The following is a 25,895-nucleotide window of genomic DNA, read 5'->3' as shown; positions in this document are numbered from 1 at the left end:
TCGGTGCACGGCTGCCCGATCATGCCCGGACGGCATAGACCTCGTGCAGTTCGGTGCCTGCCAGGGACGGGTCCTGGCGGGTGTGTGGGGTGAGGCCGTGGCGGTTGAGGAGTTCGCAGAATTCGGCGAGGCGACCATCGCGGTCATGGACCTCGGCGACGACGGAGCGGATGCGGGACCAGTCGGATTCGGTGATGCCGAGCAGGACATCGAATTCGGCGCGTTCGACGTCGATCTTCAGGACACCGATCTCGGCGGTGGGGTCCTGCTGGGCCAGGATCGCCGACACCGTGGTGACCTCGACGTCGATCTGTTCGCCGTCGTGCAGGCCGCGGGTGATGAGGGTGATGGCGTCGTCGGGTAGGCCGCTGTTGCGCAGGAAGGTTTTCGTCGCGTCGTCGTCGGCTTCGCGATCGGCGTAGAGGCTCGAGTTCGCGGTGGCACGGGGGTACCACGTGAACGGCAGCACCCCGGGCGCCGCGCCCACCGCGACTTCGAGTGCGACTCCGCCGGGTACGTGCGCGGACATGTTTCGGTGCAGGCAGTCGTAGGTGGCGGGCGCAGGTTCGGCCGCGATCACCCGGACTCCGGGATGGGTTTCGGCGAACATCATCGCGCTGAGGCCGATATTGGCGCCGATGTCGACGGCGAGATCGCCGGGCCGCAAGGTCGCCGCGGCCTGGCGGTAGTACCCGTCGGCGATCATCTCGTTCCAGAGCATGCGTGCTTCGGCGGGGCTGGTGCAGGTGACGGTGCGGCCGTCGTCGAGGCGCAGTTGCTGCTGAGTCATCAGTTCATGAATCCTTCGAGGATCGGGCCGATCACGGCCAGCGCGGACGGGTGGGTCAGTTCGAGATGGCGGGCGTCGAGCACAGTGTTGTGGATCCGGCCGGTGATGTGCGGTTGCCACGTCTGGGCGATGGCATCGGTGTCGTCACGGTCCTTGCCCGCGGTGAAGAAGATCAGGTCACCGTCGAAGGCGCGCGGCTGGTAATCGTCGGCGAGTTCGCCTGCGGTGGCGAAGCTTTCCATCACCCGGTCGATCTGGTCGGCGCCGAACAGGCCGGTGCCGGTGATCTGATCGCGGACCACCTGCCAGGCCTGCTCGGTGGTGCTCGCGGTGACGGCATCGCCGAGGTCGAACAGTTCCCGCCAGCCGCCGAGCAGATCGGCCATCAGCTCGCCCGGCGCGGATCCGGTGTCGGGGGTGATCGGTGGTTCACCGGCCGCACTGTCCATCATCGCCAGCAGCGCGACTTGTTCGCCACGTTCCTGCAGTTGCGTCGCCACCGCGTGCGCGATCTCGCCGCCCAGCGACCAGCCGAGCAGGTGATACGGCCCGCTGGGCTGGGTGCGGCGGATCTCGTCGACGTAGCGGAGTGCGAGCTCGTCGATCGAGGTGGCGGCGGGTTCGTCGGCAACGACGTGCGGGTCCTGCAGGCCGAATACCGGCCGGTCACCGCGCAGATGGCCGACGAGTCCGCCGTAGAACCAGGCCAGCCCGCCCGCCGGGTGGATCGCGAACAGCGGCGCGGCGTCGCCGGTGGGGCGCAGGGGCAGCAGCACCTGCATGCCCGATCCGGCCTCGGACTCGTCGACCCGGCGGGCCAGTGCCCGTGGCGTCGCGTCGTCGAACATCCACGGCAGTTCGAGTGGGATACCGCGGTTGTGGAGTTCGGCGACCGCCATGGTTGCCAGGAGTGAATTGCCGCCCAGGTCGAAGAACCCGTCACCGGCGCCGACCCTTGGCACGTTGAGGGTGCTCGCGAAGACCTCGGCGATCGCGACCTCGGAAGGTGTTCGCGGCGCGTCGTATTCGTCTGCGTCGCGTTCGAAGTCGGGCGCGGGCAAAGCCTTTCGATCGAGCTTGCCGTTCACTGTCACCGGCAGCTCGGGCAGCACCACGATGGCCGAGGGCACCATGTACCCGGTGAGTAGTTCGGCGGCGGTGCCGCGCACCTGCGCCGGGTCGAGTTCGCCACCGTCGACGGGGACGACGTAACCGATCAGCTGGTCAACGTCCTTGGCGTGGCGGTGTACCGCGGCGGCCGCCTGGGCGACGCCGGGATGGCCGAGCAGCGCCGACTCCACCTCACCCAATTCGATACGGAAGCCACGCAATTGGATCTGTGCGTCGGCACGGCCGAGGTAGTCCAGTTCCAGTCCGTGCCCGCTACGGCGCCACCGTCCGACGTCACCGGTCCGGTACAGGCGGCTACCCGGCGCGCCGAACGGGTCGGCCACGAATCGGCCCGAGGTGAGCGCGCCCGCACCGTGGTAGCCGCGCGAGAGCTGTCCACCGCCGACATAGAGGTCGCCTGCGACGCCGACCGGCACCGGCCGCAACCGGCCGTCGAGCACGTAGACCGCGGTGCCGGGCAGTGCGCGTCCGATCCCGCCGGCTCCTGCCTGATCGACTTCGGCGTAGCTGATGTGCACCGTGGTTTCGGTGATGCCGTACATGTTCACCAGGCGCGGTGTGCCTGCCGGGTGCGCGAGGAACCACCCGGTCAACCGGGACGGGTCGAGTGCTTCGCCGCCGAACACGATGTAGCGCAGGGCGAGATCGTCGGCGCGGTGGCGGCGTTCGGCTTCGACGAATCCATAGAACGCCGAAGGGGTTTGGCTCAGCACGGTGACCTGTTCGCGTGCGACGAGGTCGACGAAGGCGTCGGGGGTGCGGGTGGTGTCGTAGTCGACGACCACCAGGCGCCCGCCCGAGAGCAGCGCACCCCACATCTCCCAGACCGCGAAATCGAAAGCGTAGGAATGGAACAGCGTCCAGACATCGTCGGGTCCCACATCGAATTTCTCGGCGGTGTTGGTGAGCAGGGTGACCACGTCGCGGTGGGTGACAGTGACACCCTTCGGCCGTCCGGTGGAGCCCGAGGTGTAGATCATGTAGGCGATGTTGTCCGGCAGCGCGGCACTACGCTGGCCGCTCTCGACGGTGGCTTCATCCAAATAGATTGTCGGACCGTCGAACTCGGGCACCTCCGATGTCATCGCCGAAGTTGTCAGCATGGCCACCGGTCGAGCGTCGTCGAGCACGAAGCGGAGTCGCTCGGCCGGATACGCCACATCCAGGGGCAGATAGCCCGCACCCGACATGACCACCGCCAGCAATCCGACCACCAGATCAGCCGAGCGCGGCAATGCGACGGCCACCAAGGTCTCAGGCCCGGCGCCGGACGCAATCAGTTGGGCCGCAACACTCTTGGCACGGAGAGCCAGTTCTCCGTAGGTGAGAACTGTCGCCCCATCGGTCACCGCGACCGCGTCGGGGGTGGCCTCGACCTGCCGCGCGAACAGTCCCCCGAGCGTCTCCTCGGGGACCCGCGCTCCCGCAACACCGGCCACCTCGAGCACCTCGTGACGCTGCTGCGGTTCCATGAACTCGATGTCACCGACGACGGCCCGCGGGTCGGCCGTCACAGACTCGAGAATCCGCAGGTACCAGCGTGCGAACCGCTCCATCGACTCTTCGACGAACAGATCGGTGGCGTAGGTCAATCGGCCCACCGTGCCCAGCGGATTGCCCTCGGCGTCGAACCGCTCGACCAGCTTCACGTTGAGGTCCGACTGCGCCTGTTCGACGTAGTCCTCGACCGGTTGCACCGTGATCCCGGGCAGTTCGAGAACCACCTGATCGAGATTCTGGTAGTCGATGGTGACCTGGTAGAGCGGCAGGTGCGCGGTCGACCGCGGCGGGTTCAGTGCCTCGACGACCTGTTCGAAGGAGACCTCCACGTGCGCGAGTGCCGCGAGGTCGGCGGCCATGACATCGGCCAGCAGCGCGTCGAACGGTTTGTCGTCGGGGACCGCTGTCCGCAGGACGACGGTGTTGACGAACATGCCGATCAGGTCATCGAGTTCGCGTTCCCCGCGCCCGGACACCGGGGTGCCGACCGCGACATCGCTGGTGCCTGCCAGCCGCGCGAGCAGGACGGTCAGCGCGGCATGGGCGACCATGAACGGCGTCGCGCCCGCGGCCCGTGCGACCGCGCCGATCCGTTCCTGCAACCGTGGCTCGATGGTGAAGTCGACGATCCGGCCGCGCATCGACGCCACCGGCGGACGGGGCAGATCGGTGGGTAGTTCGAGGAGTTCCGGCAGCCCGGCGAGGGCTTCGCGCCAGTAGTCGAGCTGACGCGACAGCAGCGACTCGCGATCGTGCTCGTCACCGAGCAGATCATGTTGCCACAGTGCGTAATCGGGGTATTGGACCGTCAGCGGCGGCCATACGGGCTCGCTCGCGGTACTCACGGCGTGATAGGCGGCCGCGACGTCGCGGGCGAGGGGGATCATCGAGAGGCCGTCGGCGCAGATGTGGTGCACCGCGATCACCAGCATGTGATCGTCGGGGCCGAGTTCGAACAGTTCGGCCCGCACCGGCGGCGCCTCGGTGACCTGGAAGCTGGCCGACAGCACCGCCGCGGCGGCCTTCGGCAGCACCGATTCCTCGGTGGGGACCGGGATCAGATCGGGTACCACCTCGTCGGCGGAGACGACCACCTGCTGCGGAACACCGTCGACCACAGGGAATTTCGTGCGCAGCGATTCGTGACGGTCGATCACCATCGCGCAGGCGGTACGCAGCGCGGAGGTATCCAGTTCGCCGGTCAGCCGGATCACCAGCGGCACGTTGTAGGCACCGACCGAGGCGTCGAGCTGGTTGAGAAACCACATGCGCTGCTGTGCGGGCGACAGCGGTACCGGGCCGTTGCCGGCTCGCCTGGTCAGCGCCGGACGTTCGACCTGGTCGCGGCCGGTGAGCCGGGCGGCGAGATCAGCCATCGTCGGATTGTCGAAGAGGTCGCGCAGTGCGACCCGGATGCCGAGTGCCGAGCTCAACCGTGCGGTCAATCTCGTCGCCGTCAGTGAATTGCCGCCGAGGTCGAAGAAGTTGTCGCGCATGCCGACTCGGGGCACGTCGAGGACTTCGGCACAGATATCGGCGACGAGTTGCTCGGTGGGATCGCTCGGTGCCAGGTACCCGGTGACGGCGAAGGCCGGTGTCGGCAGTGCGGCGCGGTCGAGTTTTCCGGTGGTGGTCAGTGGAAGCTGCTGCAGCACAACACAGATGTCGGGAACCATGTGGGCGGGGAGCCGGCGGCGGGCCGCTGCCCGAACCTGCTCGGGGTCGATCGTGTCGCCGAGGAGGTAGCCGACCAGGCGCTCGGTGCCGTTGTCGTCGGCCCGCAGCAGCGCCACCGCGTGGGTCACGGCGGGGTGCTCGGCGAGCACGGCCTCGATCTCGCCGAGCTCGATGCGCTGGCCACGGATCTTGACCTGGTGGTCGGTGCGCCCGACGTAGTCGAGCGTGTGGTCGGCGGTCCAACGCGCCCGGTCACCCGTGCGGTACATGCGGGTACCCGAGTCGTAGGGGTTGGCGAGGAAGTTCGCGGCGGTGGTGCCGGGACGGCCGAGGTAGCCGCGCGCCAGCTGAATGCCGCTGACATACAGTTCGCCGGTCACCCCGACGGGCACGGGCCGCAACTGCGAATCCAGCACCACCGCGGTGGTTCCGCGAATCGGACCGCCCAGCGTGATGGGTTCGGACGGGGTCAGCGGGTCGCTGATGGCGACCATGATCGTGGTCTCGGTGGGCCCGTAGCCGTTGAACAGTCGGCGGCCCGGCGCCCAGAGGGCGGCGAGTTCGGCCGGTACTGCCTCACCACCGGCGACCAGGACCGCCAGGCTGTCGAGCCCGTCGGGTGTCATGGTCGCGAGCACGGTCGGGGTGAGGAAGGCGTGGGTGACGGCCTGGTCGCGGATGATGTCGGCCAGCTCTGTGCCCGCGTAGGTGTCGGGCGACGAGACGACCAGCGTGGCACCGTGCGGGTGTGCCATCAGGACTTCGAGCACGACGGCGTCGAATCCCGGTGCGGCACACTGCAGCACCCGCGAATCCGGTGTGACGTCGTATCGATCCCGTTGCTCGGCGGCGAAATTCGCCAGTCCGGCCTGGGTGACTGCGACGCCCTTCGGGGTGCCGGTGGTGCCGGAGGTGTAGATGACGTAGGCGAGGTCGGTGTCGCGGACCGTCCGTCGCATCGCGTCGCCCGGCTGGTTCGCGATCTGCCGCACCGCTGCCGGTTCGTCGACAACCAGGCGTTCCCACTCCCCTTCCGGCACACCAGCACTCACGTCCGCGACGGTCAATACGACACGGGCATCGCTGTCGGACAGCATGACCGCCAGCCGCTCCCCTGGGTTACGCGGGTCGAGCAGCGCAGCGGCGGCGCCGACCTCGGCCAGCGCCCACAGGGTGGTGATCAGCGCGGTCGAGCGCGGCATGACCACGCCGACGGTGTCGCCGGTGTCGACGCCGTGCGCGATCAGCCAGTGCGCCAATCGATGTGCCCGCGTGTCCAATTCGGCGAAGCTCACCGTTTCGGACCCGCAGATCACCGCCACACCGTCGGGCCGCTCGGTCACGCCGCGCCGCAACAGACCCGTCAACGCCTCGGGTGCCACCCGCTCCGCACCCCTGGCCGGGACCAGCGCCGCGCGCTCCGCGCCGGACAGCAGGTCGACGTCACCGACACGCATCGACGGGTCGTTGACGATGGCGCGCAGGACGCGCTCGATCCGATCCGCCAGCCCGGTGGCAGTCACAGCGTCGACGCGGGCTGCCTGATAGCGCACTCGAATGTGCAGGGTGTCGGTGTGGTGGGCCTGCACGGTGATCGGATAGTGCGCGGCATCGGTGCCGACCACCTCGGTCACCCGCACCCCGTCGATCTCGGCGTCGCCTAGCCCGCTGCTGTCCACCGGATAGGACTCGTAGGCCACCAGGGTGTCGAAGAGTTGCCCGCCACCGACAGCAGCCATGACGGCGGACAGTTCGATGTGGTGATGGTCGAGCAGCCGGGTCTTGTCGGCCTGCAACTGTTCCAGCGCGGCCACGATGGTCCGGTCGCCACGGACACGGACGGGGACCGGCAGCGTGTTGATGAACAACCCGATCATCGACTCCACGCCCGGCACCTCGGCCGGCCTGCCGGAGACGGTCTCGCCGAACACGATCCGGTCGCGACCGAGCTGGTTGGCCAGGACCGTCGCCCAGGCGAACTGCACGATGGTCGACATCGTGACACCGCAGGTGCGGGCGAGTTCGGTCAGGGCGGTGGTGGTGGCGTCGTCGAGGTCGATGCTCAGGTCGGTCGGCACCTCGACGGTGGCCTCGCCGACGGTCTCGGCGATCAGCGTGGGTTCGGTGAAGCCCGCCATGGTGTCGCGCCAGATTCCGAGACCGGCAGTGGTGTCGCGCTGGTCGAGCCAGCTCAGGTAGTCGCCGTAGGACGGTGCGGGCGGCAGCAGGCCCGCGTCGGCGCCCGCCGCGTACAGCCCGACCAGGTCGCGCAGCAGCAGCGGTAGCGACCAGCCGTCGAGCAGCAGGTGGTGTGCGGTCAGGATCAGCCGGTATTCGGTGGGTGCGACAGCCGCGAGGACGAAACGCACGAGGGGCGGATCCGCGGGGTCGAACGCCATCTCGCGTTCGGCCGCGAGGATTCCCGGCAGTGCCGACTCCGAAGCCTCGACGCTGCGCCAGTGCAGCGGGGGGTCTACCGGAACGACCTGTGCGAGAACACCATCGAGCGTCCGGGTGAATGCCGCCCGCAGGTTCGGATGCCGTTGCAGCAGGTCGGCCGCGGCCTGGCGCAGACGTGCCTCGTCGAGCGGGCCGGTCAGGGTCATCTCGGATTGCGCGGTGTAGACGTCGAGTTCGCCTGCCGCGAGTTCGGCGTGGAACAGCAGACCCGCCTGCAACGGTGCCATCGGCCAGACTGCCTCGATCGGTCCGTAGCGTTCGGTGAAGTTGTCGAGGTCCTGCTGGGTCAGTGCGACCAGCGGGGTATCGGATGGTGACAGCCCCCAGTCCTCGTCTTGTGCGGCGGCTTCCGCGATCTCCACCAAAGCAGACGTCCACTCGTCGAGGAGTTCGCGGACGTCCTCACCGTCGAGAAGTCGTGCAGCGTAACCGATCTGCGCGGCGAGGGTCGGACCGGTGGGGGTGTCGATGATGGTGGTGTCGACGGTCAACGTGGCGGCTGCGGGCATGTCCGGATCGAAGGAGCCCTGGTGGTCGAATTCCTCGTCGGCGGGAATCCAGGCGATCCCGGACAGTGCGGAGAGGTCGACGCCCGCCCGGCCGAGGTTGTTGAAACTGATCTGCGGTGCGGGCAGCGCGGCCAGTTGGTCGGCGGTCTCCGGGTTCAGGTATCGCAGCATGCCGTAGCCGATGCCCTTGTCCGGCACGGCCCGCAGTTGTTCCTTGACAGCCTTCACGGCCGCACGCGGATCGGTGTCGTCGAGGTCGAGGTCGACCGGGTACGCGCTGGTGAACCAGCCCACGGTGCGGGACAGATCGGCGCCGGGTGCGAGTTGTTCTTCGCGGCCGTGGCTTTCGAGCAGAATGCGCGCACCGGAGTGGGTGATTCCGCGACGCGCATGCCAACGGCCGAGTGCCAGTACGAGACTCGCGAGCAGAGCGTCGTCGGTGGTCGCATGTGCGGCTCGCGGCACCGCACCGAGCAGCGCGGTCGTCAGGTCGACGGGCAACGTCACGGTCAGCCGTTCGACGGTGGCGTGCACGTCGACGGCGGGGTCGAGCGGTTCGCGCCCGAGCAGCGGCTCCGAGCGCGACCCCATCCGTTGCCACAGTGCGAGCTCGTCGGCCCGGCTGTCGGCGGCGGTCGACACGGCCGCCGCCCACCGGCGCATCGACGTGCCGACCTCGGGCAGTTCGACCGTTCGCCCCTCGCTGACCTGCTGCCACGCGGCCACGAAGTCGGGGATCAGAATGCGCCAGGAGACACCGTCGACCACCAGGTGGTGGATCACGATCAGCGCGCGACCCCGCGACACCACGCCGGGCTCCGGCAGCAGGCAGACGACCTGCACCATCGTGGCAGCCGCCGGGTTCAGCGCGGCCGATGCTTCTTCCAAGGATTCCTCGATCAGCGACGCGAATCCTGCACTGCCGGGTGCACTTTCAGTCCCGAATGTGCGCACCGACACCACGCGCTCGGCGTCGATCGCGCCGGGCGGCAACGCCTCGAGGTACTGGGAACCCGCCGCATCCGTAGCATCGTCGGCACCCATCGAATCCGCCGGCCGCGAACCGAAGTCATCGAGTTCCTGCGACGACCCATCCAAGTCGTCGAGGTACGGTCGCGCCGAGAGGTCGCCCGCGGCGGACGATCCGTTTGCACCGAACCTCGCCCCGGGGGCCACATCGGGACGCGCGACCCGCACACGCAGCATGTCGTGCCGATCCAGCACAGCTCGGACCGTGGCGACCACATCGGCAGGCCGTGCGTCGCCCGGCAACTCGACCAACAGCGACTGCGCGAACCGGTCACCGGCGGGGCGATCCAGGTACCAGGACACGATCGATGTCCGAGCCACCGCCCCGATGCCACCGCCGGGCAGTTCGTCGAGGGTTACGCGTCCCGCCTCCTCGGCGACAACGGCCAGTCCGCGAACTGTCCTGTGCTCGAAGATGTCTCGTGCCGTCACCACCACACCGGCGGTCTTCAATCGCGATGCCAGCTGGATCGACATGATCGAGTCGCCGCCCAGGGAGAAGAACGACTCGTCGGCGCCCACCGAGCTCATGCCGAGCACCTCGGCGAAGACCCTCGCGATGGTCGATTCCAACGCCGTCGACGCGGTGCGCAGCGCTGAATCCGGCGTCTCGGCAACAGGTTCGGGTAGTGCGCGCCGGTTCACCTTGCCGGTCGACGAGACCGGCATCTCGTCGATGACCGTGATCACGGCGGGCACCATGTGTTCGGGCAGCGCACCGGCGATCCGGTCGCGGATCGCGGTGGTGTCGATCGTCGCACCGTCGTCGGGCACGAGGTAGGCGGCCAGCATCGGTTGCCCGGCGTGACCGCGCCTGCTCACGGTGACCGCCGAGGCGACGTCCGGGCAGGCGACCAGCGCGGCGTCGATCTCGCCGAGTTCCACACGCTGACCACGGATCTTGACCTGGAAGTCCGCGCGACCCACGTACTCGATGGTGTGCTCGGCGGTCCATCGCACCAAATCGCCGGTGCGGTACATCCGGGTGCCCCGGTCGCCGTAGGGATTGGCGACGAACGCACCCGCAGTCGCTCCCGGTCGATTCAGGTACCCACGGGCCAGCGCATTGCCTGACAGATGCAGCTCACCGACCACACCGACCGGCACCGGCCGCAACCGGCTGTCGAGCACGGCGGCGTACACGCCGCGGATCGGCGCACCGATGGCGATGGGGTCGCCGGGCTGCAACTCGTCGCTGACGCTCACTGCGACGGTGGCCTCGGTGGGCCCGTACACATTGTGGAAGCGGCGGCCCGGCGCCCACGTGGCGACGAGTTCGGCGGACACCGCTTCGCCGCCGACGGTCAGCATCTCGAGCGCGTCCAGGCCATCGGGGCGCAGGGTCGAGAGCACGCTGGGTGTCAGGAATGCGTGCGAAACCTGTTGTGTGCGAATCAGTTCTGTCAGCTCCGCGCCGGCGAAGACGTCGGCGGGCGAGACGACCAGGGTGGCGCCGGCCGCGTAGGCCATCAGCGATTCCATGATCACCGCGTCGAACGCGGGCGCGGCGACCTGCATCACCCGCGAATTCCGGTCCACCTGATAGTGCTGGTGCTTCTCCGCCGCGAAGGCCGACAAGCCCACGTGTGTGACGACAACACCCTTCGGCTTGCCGGTCGAGCCGGAGGTGTACACCAGGTAGGCGGCGTCGTCGAGGCGCGCCGACGGGAAAGGCACTTCCGCGGTGGGCATTTCGTCGAGCAACTGGTCGTTGTCGAGACACACCCAGTCGACCGTGTCCGGCAATGTCGCCCGGGCCGCGCTCAGTGTCACGCCGAGCGTGACCCCCGAGTCCTCGACCATATGGGCGAGCCGGTCAGCGGGGTAGCGCAGATCCATCGGCATGAACGCGGCACCGCTTTTCGTGATCGCCCACAGCGCCACGTGGAAGGCCAGTGACCGCGGAACAGCCAGTGCGACAAAGGTTCCCGGTGCGGCCCCGGCCCGCGACAACCGCGCCGCCAGCCGGTCGGACCGGCGGTCGAGCTCGCCATAGGTCAGGGTTTCGTCATCGCCGATCAGGGCCGTCGCCATCGGGTCGGCGGCAGCGACGGTGAGCAAGGCGGGCAAAGTTTTCGGCACCACCGCGCTCTCGCGTCCGGCGGGGACCAGTTGCGTGGCTTCTTCCCGGCTCAGTAGGTCGATGGTCTCGATCGGCGTGTCCGGGCGCGTGGTGATCGTCTCGAGGACGCGCAACAGGCGGTCGGCGAAGCGGGTCGCGGTGGCCTCGGTGAACAGGTCGGTGGCGTAGACGAGCTCGCCGTCGATACCCGCGCCGTCGGCACGTTCGTTCAGCAGGAACGTGAGATCCGTTTTGGCCTGTGCCACACCGGGATCGAGAACATCGACGCGGATGTCATCGAGGACGAAGCGCGTCGGGTCGGCATTACGGAAGCCGAGCATCACCTGATAGAGCGGCGAATACGCGGTCGAGCTCTGCCGGTCGAGTACCTCGACGAGCCGCTCGAACGGGACGTCCGCGTGCGCGAGCCCTTCCAGGTCCGTGCCGCGCACTTCCGCCAGGAACTCACGGAACGACAGTTGCTCCTCGATCCGGGTCCGCAACACCACCGTGTTGACGAACATGCCGACCAGATCGTCGAGTTCGGGGCGACCACGACCGCTCACAGGGGTGCCGATGGCGATGTCGTCGCTGTGCGCGGTGCGCGAGAGCAGGATCGCCAGCGCCGCGTGCAGGACCATGAACACCGAAACACCTTCGCGGCGGGCGAGTTCGACGACAGCGTCGTGCAGTCGCGGCTCGATGGCAAAGCCGACGCGGCCGCCATCCATGGTCAGCACCGCAGGGCGCGGGCGATCGGTCGGGAGTGCGAGCAGCTCGGGCGCGTCGGCGAGAATCCGCTGCCAGTAGGCGATTTGGCGGCCGGACATGGATGCGGGGTCGTCCTCAGCGCCGAGTAGTTCACGCTGCCAGACCGCGTAGTCGGCATAGTCTACGGGCAGTGCGGGCCACACCGGTGTCGTGCCTGTTCGACGAGATCGGTAGGCGGCGAACACATCTCGGGACAGCGGTGCCATCGACGCACCATCCGCGGCGATGTGGTGTACCACCAGGACCAATACGTGTTCTTCGGTGCCGGTGCGATAGAGCCGTGCGCGAACCGGTGTGCTCGTCGCGATGTCGAAGCCCGCTTCTACCGTCGCGAGCAGGCGGTCTGCCAGCTGTGCCGGATCGTCGAGGGCGGCTAGTTCGATATCGGCGCCGACCGTGCTGTCCTGGACCAGCTGACGCGGTTGCCCGTCCACCGCGGGGTAAACGGTGCGCAGGGTTTCGTGGCGGGTGACGACATCGACCATCGCCGCCCGCAGCGCCGCCACGTCCAGTGGTCCGGTCAGTCTGGCCGCGAAGCCGATGTTGTAGGCACCGGAGGTCGGGTCGAGCTGGTTGAGGATCCAGATGCGCCGTTGCGCCGCGGCGAGGGGGATTTCGACGAGGTCGGTGCGCCGAACGAGCGGCACGCCCGCGTATCGATCACGCACGGCGATCCGCTCGGCCAACGCGCTGACGGTGAGGGCTTCGAAGATGTCGCGGACCCCGACGCGCACCTGGAGGGCGGCTTCGGCGCGGGCCGCGATCTGGGCGGCCGTGAGCGAGTTGACGCCGATGTCGAACAGGTCGGCAGCGACGCTGATCCGGTCGGCGCCGACGATCTCGGCGACGATCTTGGCGAGCACCGCTTCCCGGTCCGTGCGTGGGGCAACGAACTCGTCCGCGTCGTCGAAGTCCGGGCAGGGCAGCGCGGCACGATCGAGTTTGCCGTTGGCGTTGAGCGGCAACGCGTCGAGTACCACGACCGCGCCGGGAACCAGGTAGGACGGCAGCAGCCGGGCAAGCTTGCGGCGGATCTCCGCTCCGTCGAGCGCCGCGCCCGCCACCGGCGTGACGTAGCCAGTGATCCGGTCCTCGGTGACGACGGCGACCGCGCGGGCCACCGTGTCGATCGAGTGCATCGCGGCTTCGATATCGCCGGGTTCGACACGCTGACCATGGTATTTGACCTGGAAGTCACTGCGGCCGACGTAATCCAGAGCACCGGTGCGTGTCCAGCGGACCAGGTCACCGGTGCGATACATCCGTTCACCTGGCTTGTATGGATTGGCAACGAACCGTTCTGCGGTCAGATCCGACCGGCCAACGTACCCACGCGCCAATTGGTCGCCTGCCAGATACAGCTCGCCGACCACCCCGCCAGGCACTGGCAATAGCCGCGAATTCAGTACGTAGACAAGTGAGTTCCACTCCGGCACGCCGATCGGAACCGCGCCGCGGTGAGGCTCGCCGGCAGACCAGTGAGTCACGGTGACGGCTGCCTCGGTTGGGCCGTATAAGTTGTGCACCTGTGCGTCCGAGATTCGACGGAACGCGGCGACTGTTTCCTCCGGAAGTTCCTCGCCCGCGACGAGAGCGACTCGCAGTGTCGGGATGGCTCCCGGTGTGGAGAGCGCGGCGAATACCGAAAGCATCGACGGCACAAAGTCCGTGACCGTAACCGCTTGCGTATTGATTGTTTCGGCGATGTAAGCCGGATCCCGATGCCCTTCGTGATTGGCGACCACGAGCTTCGCACCGCTGTACAACGGCATGAAGTAGCCCCACAGCGAGACGTCGAACGTAGCCGCGGTCTTCTGCAAGTACACGTCACCCGGACCGAGTGGAAACTCCGCGAGCATCCAGGCGATCTGGTTGACGATCGCCTTGTGCGACACCGCGACCCCCTTCGGGCGGCCGGTGGAGCCCGAGGTGAAGATGACGTAGGCCGGGTGCTGCGGCCGAACCGGGCGAATCAGCTCGGCTTCGGTTAGCGGCGCCGCAGAGTAGCCCCCCAGCGCGATGGCGTCCATCACTATCACCGGCGTCGCGATCTTGCTGCTGGCGGCAAGCCCGGCAGAGTGCCACGCTTCGACATCGGGATCGCCAGCGTCGACCGCGGGCACCTCAAAAGCGTCGACAGATGTGGTGAGTACACACACCGGCCGCGCCGTCTCGAGAATATGGGCGATCCGCTCGGCTGGGTGATCCGGGTCCAGTGGCACATATGCGCCGCCCGCGGTGATGATCGCGTACATACCGACAACTAGATCCAGCGACCTGCGTACCGCCAGCCCGACCAGCGACTCCGCACCGACCCCACCCTGCACAAGGGCACGGGCGAGGCGGTTCACCCGCTCATCGAGCCCTCGGTAGGTCAATTCGGTGCCTTCGTAAGACAACGCGACTGCCTCAGGATGCTCGGCGACTGCGGCACGGAAGCCGTCCAGCAACAGGCTGGGCCGGATCTCGAATCGGGTGTCGTTCCACTGCTCCAGGATTTGTTCGCGCTCGTCGGTCGCCAGCAATTCGATTTCACCGACCGGCCGGGCCGGGTCGGCGGACACTTCCGCTAGCAACCGCACCAGGCGATCAGCGAACGTGGTCACGGTGTCGTCGTCGAACAGGTCGGTGGCGTAGGTAAAGCGCAGGTTCATGCCTACGATCTCGTTGTTCGGGCCGCGATCCTCGGTGACCATGAGCAGCAGGTCGCAGATCGCGGCGTCGGCGCCGACATCGATGCTGCCGATATCGAGCCCGTCGAGCGCGAGCTGGGCAGGCGGCATGTTCTGGTAGACGAGCATCACCTGGAACAGCGGCGAATGTGCCGTCGAGCGGGCCGGATTCAGCACGTCCACCAGCTGTTCGAACGGGACGGCGGCATGGTCGAACGCTTCGATGTCGGTGCGCCTTGTCAGTTCGATCAGGTCGTCGAACCGCTGTCCGGGGCGGACACGCGTGCGCAGGACGAGGGTGTTGACGAACATGCCGACGAGGCGGTCCAGTGACCGGTCGCCGCGGCCCGCGTACGGGATGCCGATGGCGATGTCGTCGCTGCCGGACAGTTGCGCGAGCAGGACGGCCAAGGCTGTGTGGACCACCATGAACGGGGTCACGCCGTGGCGACCGGCCAGTCGCGCCACCGCTTCGGCGATCTCCGCGGGGACCGCCGTGTGCACAGTCGCGCCGCGGTGGGACTGTTCGAGTGGGCGTGGGCGGTCGGTGGGCAGTGCGAGGACATCCGGGATCCCGGCGAGTTGGGTGCGCCAGTACAGCAGGTCGCGGCTCGGGGCGGAGTCGGGCGTGGCGAGCAGTTCGCGCTGCCACAGGGCGTAGTCCGCGAATTGCACTGGCAGCGGAGCCCATTCGGGTGCCGCACCGGCGCGGCGGGCGCGGTAGGCCTCGATGATGTCGGCGGCAAGGGGTGCCACCGAGTAGCCGTCGCAATTGATGTGATGAACCGACAGTGCCAGTGCGTGCGCCGTGTCGGTGAGGCGGAACAGGGCCACCCGCAGCGGGGCTCCCACCGAGACGTCGAATCCGGTGCCGAAGAACTGGGTCAGCCGTGGAATCAAGTCGTCCGCCGACACCGAGTGCACGGTGAGATCCCAGGACGCGACCACTTCCTCGGCGGTCAGCACCACCTGTTCGGGGGTGCCGTCGTGGGCCGGATAGGTGGTGCGCAGGATCTCGTGCCGATCGACGACATCGCGCAGCGCGGCCGTCACCGCCTCGAAGTCGAGTTCGCCGTCCAGGCTGATCGACAGCGGCACAACATAACTCGCCGACTCGGGGTCGAGCTGGTTGAGCAACCACATCCGGCTCTGCGCGGGCGAGAGCGGAATCCGCTCGGGTCGCGGCCCCGCCACCGGGCCCGCGATATCGCCGCCGGCGCGCGAACGCTCGACCCACCGTGCCAACTCCCCCACCGTCGGGGCTTCGAAGACGGCGCGCACGGGGATCGTTACGCCGAGCACTTCGCCGATGCGGCTCAGCGCCCGGGTCGCCAGCAGCGAATTTCCGCCGAGGGTGAAGAAGTTGTCGTCGACGCCGACCCACGGCGTGTGGACCAGGTCGCCGATCACACCCGCGATGGTTTCCTCGACGATGCCGCTGGGTGCCCGGTAGCGGGTCACGCCTGCCCGGGAGTCCGGCGCAGGCAGGGCGCGATAGTCGATCTTGCCGTTGGGGGTGAGCGGGAGCGATTCGATCCGAATCACCTGGGCGGGAACCATATACGCGGGCAGTCGACCCAGCAGGAACGTCCGCAGCGCATTGGCGTCGATTGCCTCGTCGCTGACTGCGTAGGCCACGATGATCGGCTCGGCTGCGACGGTGTGCACCCTGGCGATCGCGGCGCTGATCCGGTCGTGGGCAAGCAGCGCGGCTTCGATGTCGCCCAGTTCGACGCGCAGGCCGCGAATCTTCACCTGGGAATCACGGCGGCCGACGTAGCGAAGCAGGCCCGCCGAGTCCCAGCGGGCCAGGTCACCGGTGCGGTAGAGACGAGCACCCGGTGCCGTGCCGTACGGGTCGGCCACGAATGCCGCAGCCGTCAGATCAGGGCGGGCGTGGTAGCCGCGAGCGAGTTGGACTCCGCCGAGATACAGCTCGCCCGTCACACCGGCGGGCACCGGTCGTAGCCGCGAATCCAAGACGTGCGCAGCGACATTCGACTCTGGAGTACCGATGGGCACGGTGGGTCCGTCGAGCTCGCCGATCTCCCAGTCGGTGGCGCTGACCGCCGCCTCGGTCGGGCCGTACAGGTTGTCGATCCGTGCCTCGCTGACAGCACGGAACCGGCGGACCGTCGCGGCGTCCAAAGCCTCACCGATGCACAGCACTTGGCGCACCGTAGCCAAATCGCCCGGCGTCGCGAACTCGAGGAACGCCGACAGGAGCGAGGGTACGAAATCGACCACGGTCACCCGGTGGCCGGCGATGAGACGGGTTATCGCGGCGGGGTCGGCGTGATCGTCGGGCCCGGCGACGACCAGCGTGGCACCCGAGGTGAGGGCGGTGAACAACTCCCACACCGACAGGTCGAAGGTGAACGGGGTACGCAGCACAAGCACGTCCGACGAGCCGACTTCGTAATGACCGGTGAGCCAACGGAGTTGGTTGACGACAGCGTCGTGGGTGAGCGCGACGCCCTTGGGCACACCGGTCGACCCGGACGTGAAGATCACGTACGCAAGATCATCCGGGCGCAACGGACGGACGCGATCGGCGTTGGTGATCGGCGAGGTATCGATCGTGGCGGCAGCGAGGTCGGCCAGGTGCCACACTGTCGTCTCGGCCGGGATCTCGATGTCGTCCCGAATCAGCACAGCGTCCGCCCGCGCGGCGGTGAGGACGGCCCGAAACCGGTCCGCCGGGTGGTCGGGGTCGATCGGGAGGTAGGCGCCGCCTGCCGCATGGATGGCGTAGACAGTGGTGAGCAGGTCGACCGAACGGCGCATCGCCACTGCCACAACACTTCCCGGCCCGACGCCACGGCCGATCAGTACGCGAGCCAGCGCGTTCACCTCGGCACCGAAGGCGTCATAGGTGAGTTCGGCACCGCTGACGGCGTCGACAACCCCGGCGAGCGTCGGTGTTGCCGCGACCTGCGCCGCGAACAGGTCGGCGATCGTCGCATCACCCGCCGGAGCATCGGGGCCGGTTTCGCGCAGCGCCAGTTCGTCGAGCTCACGTGGGCTGAGCAGCGGCAGGTCACCCACCGGCAAGCCGGGATCGGCGACGACACCGCGCAGGATGGCGATGAACCGCTCGAAGATCGGCGCGATCGTGGCTTCGTCGAAAAGATCGGTCGCATAACCGAATTCGACCTGCATGTCACCGGGGGTACCCTTGGAATCGATCGTGTCGACCAGGGTGAGATGCAGGTCGTACTTCGCCACGCCCGGTTCGACGAGTTCGGCCGCCACCGTGAGTCCGCCGAGACGCAGCGTCGGGATGTCGATGTTCTGGAACGAGAAGCCGACCTGGGTCAGCGGCTCGTGTGCGGTGCTGCGCGGCGGATTGAGCACCTCCACCAGCTGTTCGAACGGGATGGCGGCATTGTCGAACGCGCCGAGATCGCAGTCGCGGGCCCGGTCGAGCACCTCGGTGAACGGTGCCGCGGGATCGACCTGCACGCGCAACACCAGCGTGTTGACGAACATGCCGATCAGCGGGTCGAGCGCGGGTTCGCCACGTCCGGCCACGGGCGTACCGACCGCGATGTCGCCGGTGCCCGACAGCCTCGCCAGCAGGACCGCGAACGCGGCATGGGTCACCATGAACAAGGTCGAGTCGTGGCGACGTGCGAGGGCGATGATGTCGCGATGCAGGTCGGCGGGAATCGTGGCGGACATGCTCGCGCCCCGGTAAGACTGCTGGGCGGGTCGCGGACGGTCGGTCGGCAGGTCGAGTATCTGCGGCAGGTCGGCCAGCGCCGCGATCCAGTACCGGATCTGGTCGGCGGTCACGCTGCTCGGCTCGTCGTGCGTGCCGAGGTTTCGCCGTTGCCACAGCGTGTAGTCGGCGTACTGGACCGGCAGTGGCGCGAAGGCAGGCAGCTCGCCTGCCATCCGGGCGCGGTAGGCCACGGCCAAGTCCGCGGCCAATGGCGCGAGCGAGGACCCGTCGATGGCGATGTGGTGCACCGTCAGCACCACGGTCCATTCCTCGGTCGCGCTGCGCAGCAACGTAATTCGCATCGGCACCTCGGCGCTCACGTCGAAGCCGACGGCGGTCTCGCGCGCGATCCGATCAGCTATCTCGGCCTCGGCGACCACTACGCAGGTGAGCTGCGGCGCCGAGTCCAACGGCAGGATCTCCTGCCACGGTCCGCTGTCGCTGTCCGGGTATCGGGTGCGCAGGGTCTCGTGCCTGTCGATCACATCGGCGAACGCTGACCGGAGCACGTCGACCTCGAGTGGTCCGGATATGCGCACGACGACGGGCACGTTGTACACCGCCGACGCGGTGTCGAACTGGTTGAGGAACCACATGCGGCTCTGCGCGGAAGAGAGCGGGATCCGATCCGGCCGTTCCTGCGGAACCAATCGGCAATGAATGGAACCCGAATCACCTTGTTGCCCAACAGTATCCAGCTCCCGAGCGAGCGCATCGACGGTCGGTGTCTCGAACAGCGCGCGGACCGCGATATCGGTGCCGAGCACGTCCGACAGTCGTGCGGCGACCTTCGTCGCGCTGAGCGAGTTGCCGCCCAGATCGAAGAAGTTGTCGAGTGCGCTCACCTTCGATGCGCCGAGCACATCGCGATACACCCCGGCGACGACGTGTTCGGTCGGCGTGCGCGGCGCGATGTCGACGGCCGCACGCGGGAACACCGGCTCGGGCAGCACACTCCGGTCGAGCTTGCCGCTCGCGGTGAGCGGGATCCGGTCGAGCACCATGCACACATCGGGCACCATGTGCGCCGGAAGCCGGTGGCGCGCATCGGCGCGGACCCGCTCGGCGTCGACGTCCGTACCGACCAGATAGCCGACGAGTCGGTCCGCGCCTTCGCTGCGGCGGATCACGACGACGGCATGGGTCACGGTGGGATCCTGCGCGAGGACCGTCTCGATCTCCCCGAGTTCGGTGCGCTGTCCGCGGATCTTCACCTGATGGTCGGCGCGGCCCAGGTACTGGAGCGTGTGCTCCGAGGTCCATCGGACCAGGTCGCCGGTGCGGTACATGCGGGTGCCGTCGCCGCAGGGGTCGGCGAGGAAGCTCGCCGCGGTCGCGGTGGGCCTGCCGAGGTAGCCGCGCGCCAATTGCACACCGCCGATGTAGAGTTCGCCCGCCGCGCCGACCGGAACCGGCCGCAGCCGGGCGTCGAGAACCTGCGCCGAGATGCCGCGGATGGGACCGCCGATGGTGATCGGGCCGTGCGCGGGCACCGGGTCGCTGATGGCGACCATGATCGTTGTCTCGGTGGGGCCGTAGCCGTTGAACAGCCGACGTCGCGGCGCCCAGATCGCGCCGAGTTCTGGTGTCAGGGCCTCACCGCCGGAGACCAGGACCTGCAGGCATTCGAGGTTCTCCGGTGACATCGAAGCGAGGACGCTCGGCGTCAGGAAGGCATGGGTAACCCCTTGCGCCCGAATGAGTTCCGCCAGTTCGGTGCCCGCGTAGACGTCGGGCGGCGACACGATCAGCGCCGCGCCACCGGGGTGGGCGAGCAGGATTTCCAGCATCACCGCGTCGAATCCCGGACCCGCGGCCTGCAGCACGCGCACAGTGGGCGACACGTCGTAGCGATCCTGCTGTTCGGCGGCGAAGTTCGCGAGTCCCTGGTTGGTGACCTCGACGCCCTTCGGCACACCGGTCGTTCCGGATGTGTAGATCACGTACGCCACGTCGGCGGGGTGCACCGGCCTGCCACGGTCGGTGTCGGTGACGGGCGCGGGCGAGTACCCGGCGGTGATGCTGCGCGAGACGGGATCGGCGACCACGAGCAGCGACCACGGTCCCTCGGGCGCCGCGCCCTCGACCTCGGCGCTGGTCAAGACCACCCGGGGTGAGCTGTCGGTGAGCATCGAACGGACGCGGTCGCGCGGGTTACGCGGATCGATGAGCACCAGGGCGGCACCTGTTTTGGCGACAGCCCATACCGCCACCACGAAGTCGGCCGAACGTGGCAGGACCATCGCCACCACTTCGCCGGGGCGGGCGCCTTCGTCGAGCAGCCGCCGGGCGAACCGATTCGACATCGCGTCCAGCTCCGCGAAGTCCATTCGCTCTGAGCCGACTACGACAGCCGGACCGGCCGGTGAGATCGCGACACCACGTGCCAGCAGATCCGCCAGCGCGATGCCGGGAACCGCATCCGCACCCCGAACCGGGTGCAGCGCAGCATGTTCGGCGGCGGACAGCAGTTCCACGTCACCGACCGGCGTGGACGGATCCGCCACCATCGCGTCGAGAATCCGGCGCAGCCGCGCTGCCAAGTTCTCGACCGTCGCGGGATCGAACAGGTCGGTCGCGTAGTTGATGCGCAGCGCGACGTCGCCAGTGTCAGCGGCATTCGCACCGATCGTGACGACCAGGTCCACCTTCGCGGGTTCGGCACCCGGATCGAGGACATCCACCGTGAGGTCGGGCAGGACCAAGCTGGGCAGGTCGGTGTTGTCGAACGCCAGATACACCTGACACACCGGCGCGAAGGCAGTCGATCGCTGCGGATCGAGCTCCTCCACGACCCGGTCGTAGGGCAGGTCGCCGTGGGCGAAGGCGTCGATGTCGATGTCCTTGACGCGTTCGAGGAAGCCGGTGAACGATTCGTCGCCGCGCACCGGCGTGCGCAGCGCCACGGTGTTGACGAACATGCCGACCAGTGGCGCGAGATCGGGCTCGCCGCGGCCCGCCAGTGGGGCGCCGATCACGATGTCGCCGGTGCCCGACAACCTTGCGAGCAACACGGCGAGGGCGGCGTGCACGACCATGAACGGGGTGACGTCCGCGGCACGGGCGAGGCGTTCGATGCCGGTGAAGGTCTGCGCGGACAGCCGCGTGTCGACGACCGCACCGCGCATCGACCGACGGGCCGGGCGTGGCCGGTCGGCGGGCAGGTCGAGCACGGTAGGCGCATCGGCCAATTGAGTTGTCCAGTAGTGCAATTGGTCAGCGGCGCGGGACTCGGGATCGTTTTCGTCGCCGAGCAGGCTACGGTGCCAGTCGGCATAGTCGGCGTACTGCACCCTCATGGGCTGCCGATCCGGTGCGCTGCCCTGTGCCCGTGCGGCGTAGGCGGTGGCGAAGTCGACTGCCAGCGGCGCCAAAGACACACCGTCGCAGCAGATGTGGTGCAGGACCAGGACCAGCACGTGACTGTCGGGGCCGGTGCTCAGCACGGCCGCGCGCAGCGGGGGCCGAGCACAGACATCGAAGCCCTCGGCGGTCAGTTCACGGATCCGGTCGTCGAGCCGGTCCGCACCAACTTCTTCTGGGATGCACGGGAATTCCGCCATGGTCGCCTCGGCCGACCAGATTTCCTGCGTGCCATGACCATCGCGGGCCGGATAGCGGGTCCGAAGCGACTCGTGGCGATCGAGCACGTCACCGAGCGCCGCGTGCAGTGCGGCCGAGTCGAGTCGGCCGGTCAGTCGCAGCACCAAAGGGATGTTGTAGGCGGCCGACTCCGGGTCGACGCGGTTGATCAACCACATCCGATGCTGGGCGGGAGCCAGCGGCAACAAGCCGTCCCTGGAGACCGGCGTCAGTACGGGCCGCGCCCGGCGCCGGGCCCGCCCGACACACTCGGCGAACCCGGCCACCGTCGGATTGCCGAACAGATCACGCACCGACAGTTCGCATTCGGTGATATCGGCGACCCGGACAACGGCGCCCGCCGCGGTGAGCGAGTTGCCGCCCACTTCGAAGAAACTGTCGAACGCGCCGACGTATTCCAGGCCGAGTACCTCGGCGAAGACCTGCGCGACGATCTCCTCGGCCTCGGTCCGCGGCGCGACGTAGAGCGCCGCGGACCCCGCGGACGGTTCGGGCAGTGCGCGCAGGTCGAGCTTGCCGTTGACCGTGAGCGGCAGCGCGTCCACGACCGTCACGACGCTCGGGATCATGTATTCCGGCAGCAGCGAACCAGATTGGGCGATAACGGCATCGACATCGACATCCGAGCCTGCCGGTACGACATAACCCACCAGCCGCGCCGCGTCGGTGTCGGCGCGATGGAGCACCACAGCGGCAGCGGCCACCGCCGGATGGGCCAGCAGCGCGGCGCGGACCTCGTCGAGTTCGATGCGATACCCGCGCAACTGCACCTGCTGATCCGCGCGGCCGCGGTACTCGAGGTCACCGTCGTGATTGCGGCGGGCCACATCCCCGCTGCGGTACATCCGCTCCCCCGGCGCACCCCACGGGTCCGCGACGAACCTGCCCGCGCTCAGTGCGGGCTGACCCAGGTAGCCACGAGCCAATTGCGCTCCCGCGACATAGATTTCACCCCATGCGCCCCCCGGTGACGGCCGCAGGCGTCGGTCGAGCACGTAGGTGCGCAGCCCCGGCAGTGCCGTGCCGACCACACTGGGCGCGCCGGGTGTCGCCAGCTCGGCGCTCATGTCGGCGCGGGTCACGAACACCGTCGTCTCGGTGATGCCGTAGCTGTTCACGATGACCGGGCCGTCCGGGTGGTCCGCGTACCAGGGTGCCAACGCGGCCGGATCCAAGCCCTCGCCGGACAACACGACCACTCGCAGTTTCCCGTCGGGCGAACCGGCCGCGAGATACCGATGGTGAGCCGCGGCGAATTGGTAGAACGCCGAAGGGGTGTGGCTGAGTACGGTGACGCCCTCACGGACGGTCAGCCCCACGAGTTCGTCGGGGGCGCGCGCGGTCAACGCGTCCACGACCACTACTCGACCGCCTGTGACGAGTGGTCCGAAGACCTCCCAGATCGAGTAGTCGAACGCCACCGAATGCAGCCAGGTCCACACATCGTCGGGCCGAATATCCAGGGCCGCAATCGCATTCGCCAGGTAGGTGACGACCGACCGGTGGCTGATCACCACGCCCTTCGGCCGTCCCGTCGAACCCGACGTGAAGATGACGTACGCGGCATCGTCGGGTCGCAGCGGTGCGGTGCGCTCGTCATCGGTGATCGGGTCCGCCACGCCGTCGAGGTCGTCGCCCGGCTCGAGAACCAGCATCTCCGAACCCGATGACAGTCCGGCGTCCCCGACGATCACAACCGCCGGATCAGCCTGACCGACAACGTATTCCAGCCGTTCCGGCGGGTGGGTGATATCCAGCGGCAGATACGCGGCTCCGGACTTCAGCACAGCGAGCATCGCGACGATCAGCTGGGCGCCACGCGGCAGCGCGATCGCCACCAGCGCACCCGGACCGGCGCCGCGGCCGATCAAACGTCGGGCGAGCCGGGTGGACCGCTCGTCGAGGTCGCGATAGGTGATCGTCTCGCCGTCGGCGGTGACAGCGTCCGCGAGGGGTGTCGAATCCGTTTGTCGCGCCAGCGAATCCACCAGGGTCTCGACAGGCTCGACACCGGCGATGCCCGCCGACTCGTCGATGATCCGGCGCTCTTGCGCCGGTGAGATCAGCGGCAGTTCCACCACGCGCTCGTCGGCGTCGGCCTCGATGAAGCGGTGCAGGAAATCGATGAACCGGTCGGCGTGCGCATCGATATCGCTACGGCTGTACAGATTCTCGTTGCCGTGCAGCTCGATGAGCAGCGGCGCGTCCGGGCCGGTCCGGTACAGGTTGATCTGCAGGTCCTCGAGCGCGCCCGAGGTGAGCGCGTGGTAGCGGCCGACCGCATCGCCGAGGCGGATCGCGGAGTCGAAGAACAAGATGTTGAGGACGGGCCCGAAAGTGTTGGCGGAGTTGTCGATCGCGGCCGACTCGCGGCGCAGATCCTCGAAGCGGTAACGCTGATGACGCAGCGCCGAGACCAGCTCACTGATCGAGGCCTGAACCAGCTGCCCGACCGTGGTGGCATCGTCGACCGCGAAGCGGATCGGCACCATATTCGCCAGCATCGCCGCGGCATTGCGCAGCTTCACGGTGACCCTGGCGCTCATCGGCACCGACAGCACCACCTCGTCGGCGCCGGTCATCCGCGTGAAAAAGGCCGCGAACGCCGCCACGACGACCTGCGCGGCCGACGCGTCCAACTCCGCCGAGCGGCGATCGAGCAGTGCGCACACCTGAGCCGGAAGTTCGCGCGCCGCAACCTCGTCCACGGTCCCGGCCTGCGCCGAACGGCCGGAAAGGCCTGCGGGCGCGGGCAGGTCGGCGACTTTGTCCAGCCAGTATCGGCGATCGGATTCGAAACGCGCACCCTCGCGGTAGGTCTGCTCCTCCGCGGCGATATCACGCAGGTGCGCGGCGACCAGCCGGGCAGGCGGGCGACCTTCCGACAGGGCGTTGTAGTGCTCGGCGACCCGGTTCACCACATTGAACGCGCCGTACCCGTCGATGATCAGATGATGGGCCCGCGCGTACCACAGGTGCAGGTCGTCGGCGATCCTGATCAGCCGGGAGACCGCGAGTTGATGCTGGGTGATGTCGACCCGGCGCGTGTAGTCGGCGCGCATCCAGTCCAGCGCCGCCGCCATCGGATCGGGGTGCGTACCGAAATCGAGCACGAGCTCGTTGAAGGTGATGTCGCGGTCGACGACCTGGTAGGGACGCCCTTCCACCTCGACCACCCGCACCATCAACGACTCGGTCTCCTCGACCGCTTCGTGCACCGCCCGGTTGAACAGGGCCGTGTCGAGCGGGCCCTCGATCTCGACGTACTGCGCGATATTGGTCGCCGGTCCGCTGTGCGCACTATCCGCGAACCACATGCCGTATTGCGCGGACGAAAGCGGGATCAGATCCCGATTACCGGCACAGCTTTCGACAGACTCCATGATTACCCGACCCCTCGCATGGCTTTCGACTCCACCAGTTCCACATCCGCTGAATGCGGGCCCATTACTGCCGTACAGCCATACGTATTCCCCTTGTCGTTTTTCAGGGCCGAAATCGGCATCGGCAGACACCGATTCGAGGGCCCGCGAGGTGCGGTTCCCAATCGGCTACTACCCGAAACCTCTCACCGACATTAGCCTGACAGCAAACAGCTGGCATACGATTTTCAGGGAACGCCCTAGTAACAATTCAAATCAGGTCAACCGCGAATTCAGACATTTCACACGAAACTGAGATTTTGCAGACAGTGCAGGTTGACGGCTCAACTAGGCCTCTGCGCATCCACTTTGGCATAGCAGAACCACTTCATCAAGCTTCGGCCATGCCGTTCAGAACTGCAAACTCCCCGCGTGTAATGGCAATTCGGCAATCGTTCGGCATGAACTGATCAAACGACCTAATCGACGAGAACTTCGCTCACGTCGACAATCGACACTCGACGAAATGCCGAGATCGATCCGGCGAGTGGGATTCGTGCTGATCATTCCGATGCCGCGCGTGTCGCTCGGGCAGATATCCG

Annotated in this window: 2 protein-coding genes; both read right to left on the bottom strand. The window is 67.9% G+C overall.

From position 1 onward, the window contains the following. Nucleotides 1-19: 19 nt before the first annotated feature. Entirely contained in the window at nucleotides 20-790 is a 771-nt protein-coding gene (locus ACFW6D_RS11720) for an FkbM family methyltransferase (protein WP_379327282.1), read from the bottom strand. Then, nucleotides 790-25,314 (bottom strand): non-ribosomal peptide synthase/polyketide synthase, encoded by a 24,525-nt coding sequence (locus ACFW6D_RS11715; protein ID WP_379327280.1) that lies wholly within the window; start codon nucleotides 25,312-25,314, stop codon nucleotides 790-792. The genes ACFW6D_RS11720 and ACFW6D_RS11715 overlap by 1 nt, the downstream gene beginning before the upstream one ends. Nucleotides 25,315-25,895 lie beyond the last annotated feature (581 nt).

Source organism: Nocardia sp. NPDC058705 (assembly GCF_042749305.1).
In the GTDB taxonomy this organism is placed as follows: Bacteria; Actinomycetota; Actinomycetes; order Mycobacteriales; family Mycobacteriaceae; genus Nocardia.
The sequence above is the reverse complement of the archived record's forward strand: the minus strand, read 5'-3'. Positions and strand labels throughout refer to the sequence as shown.

Coding starts and splice junctions, on each gene's coding strand:
- ACFW6D_RS11720 (WP_379327282.1), bottom strand. CDS start 790: ATGACTCAGCAGCAACTGCGCCTCGACGACGGCCGCACCGTCACCTGC.
- ACFW6D_RS11715 (WP_379327280.1), bottom strand. CDS start 25,314: ATGGAGTCTGTCGAAAGCTGTGCCGGTAATCGGGATCTGATCCCGCTT.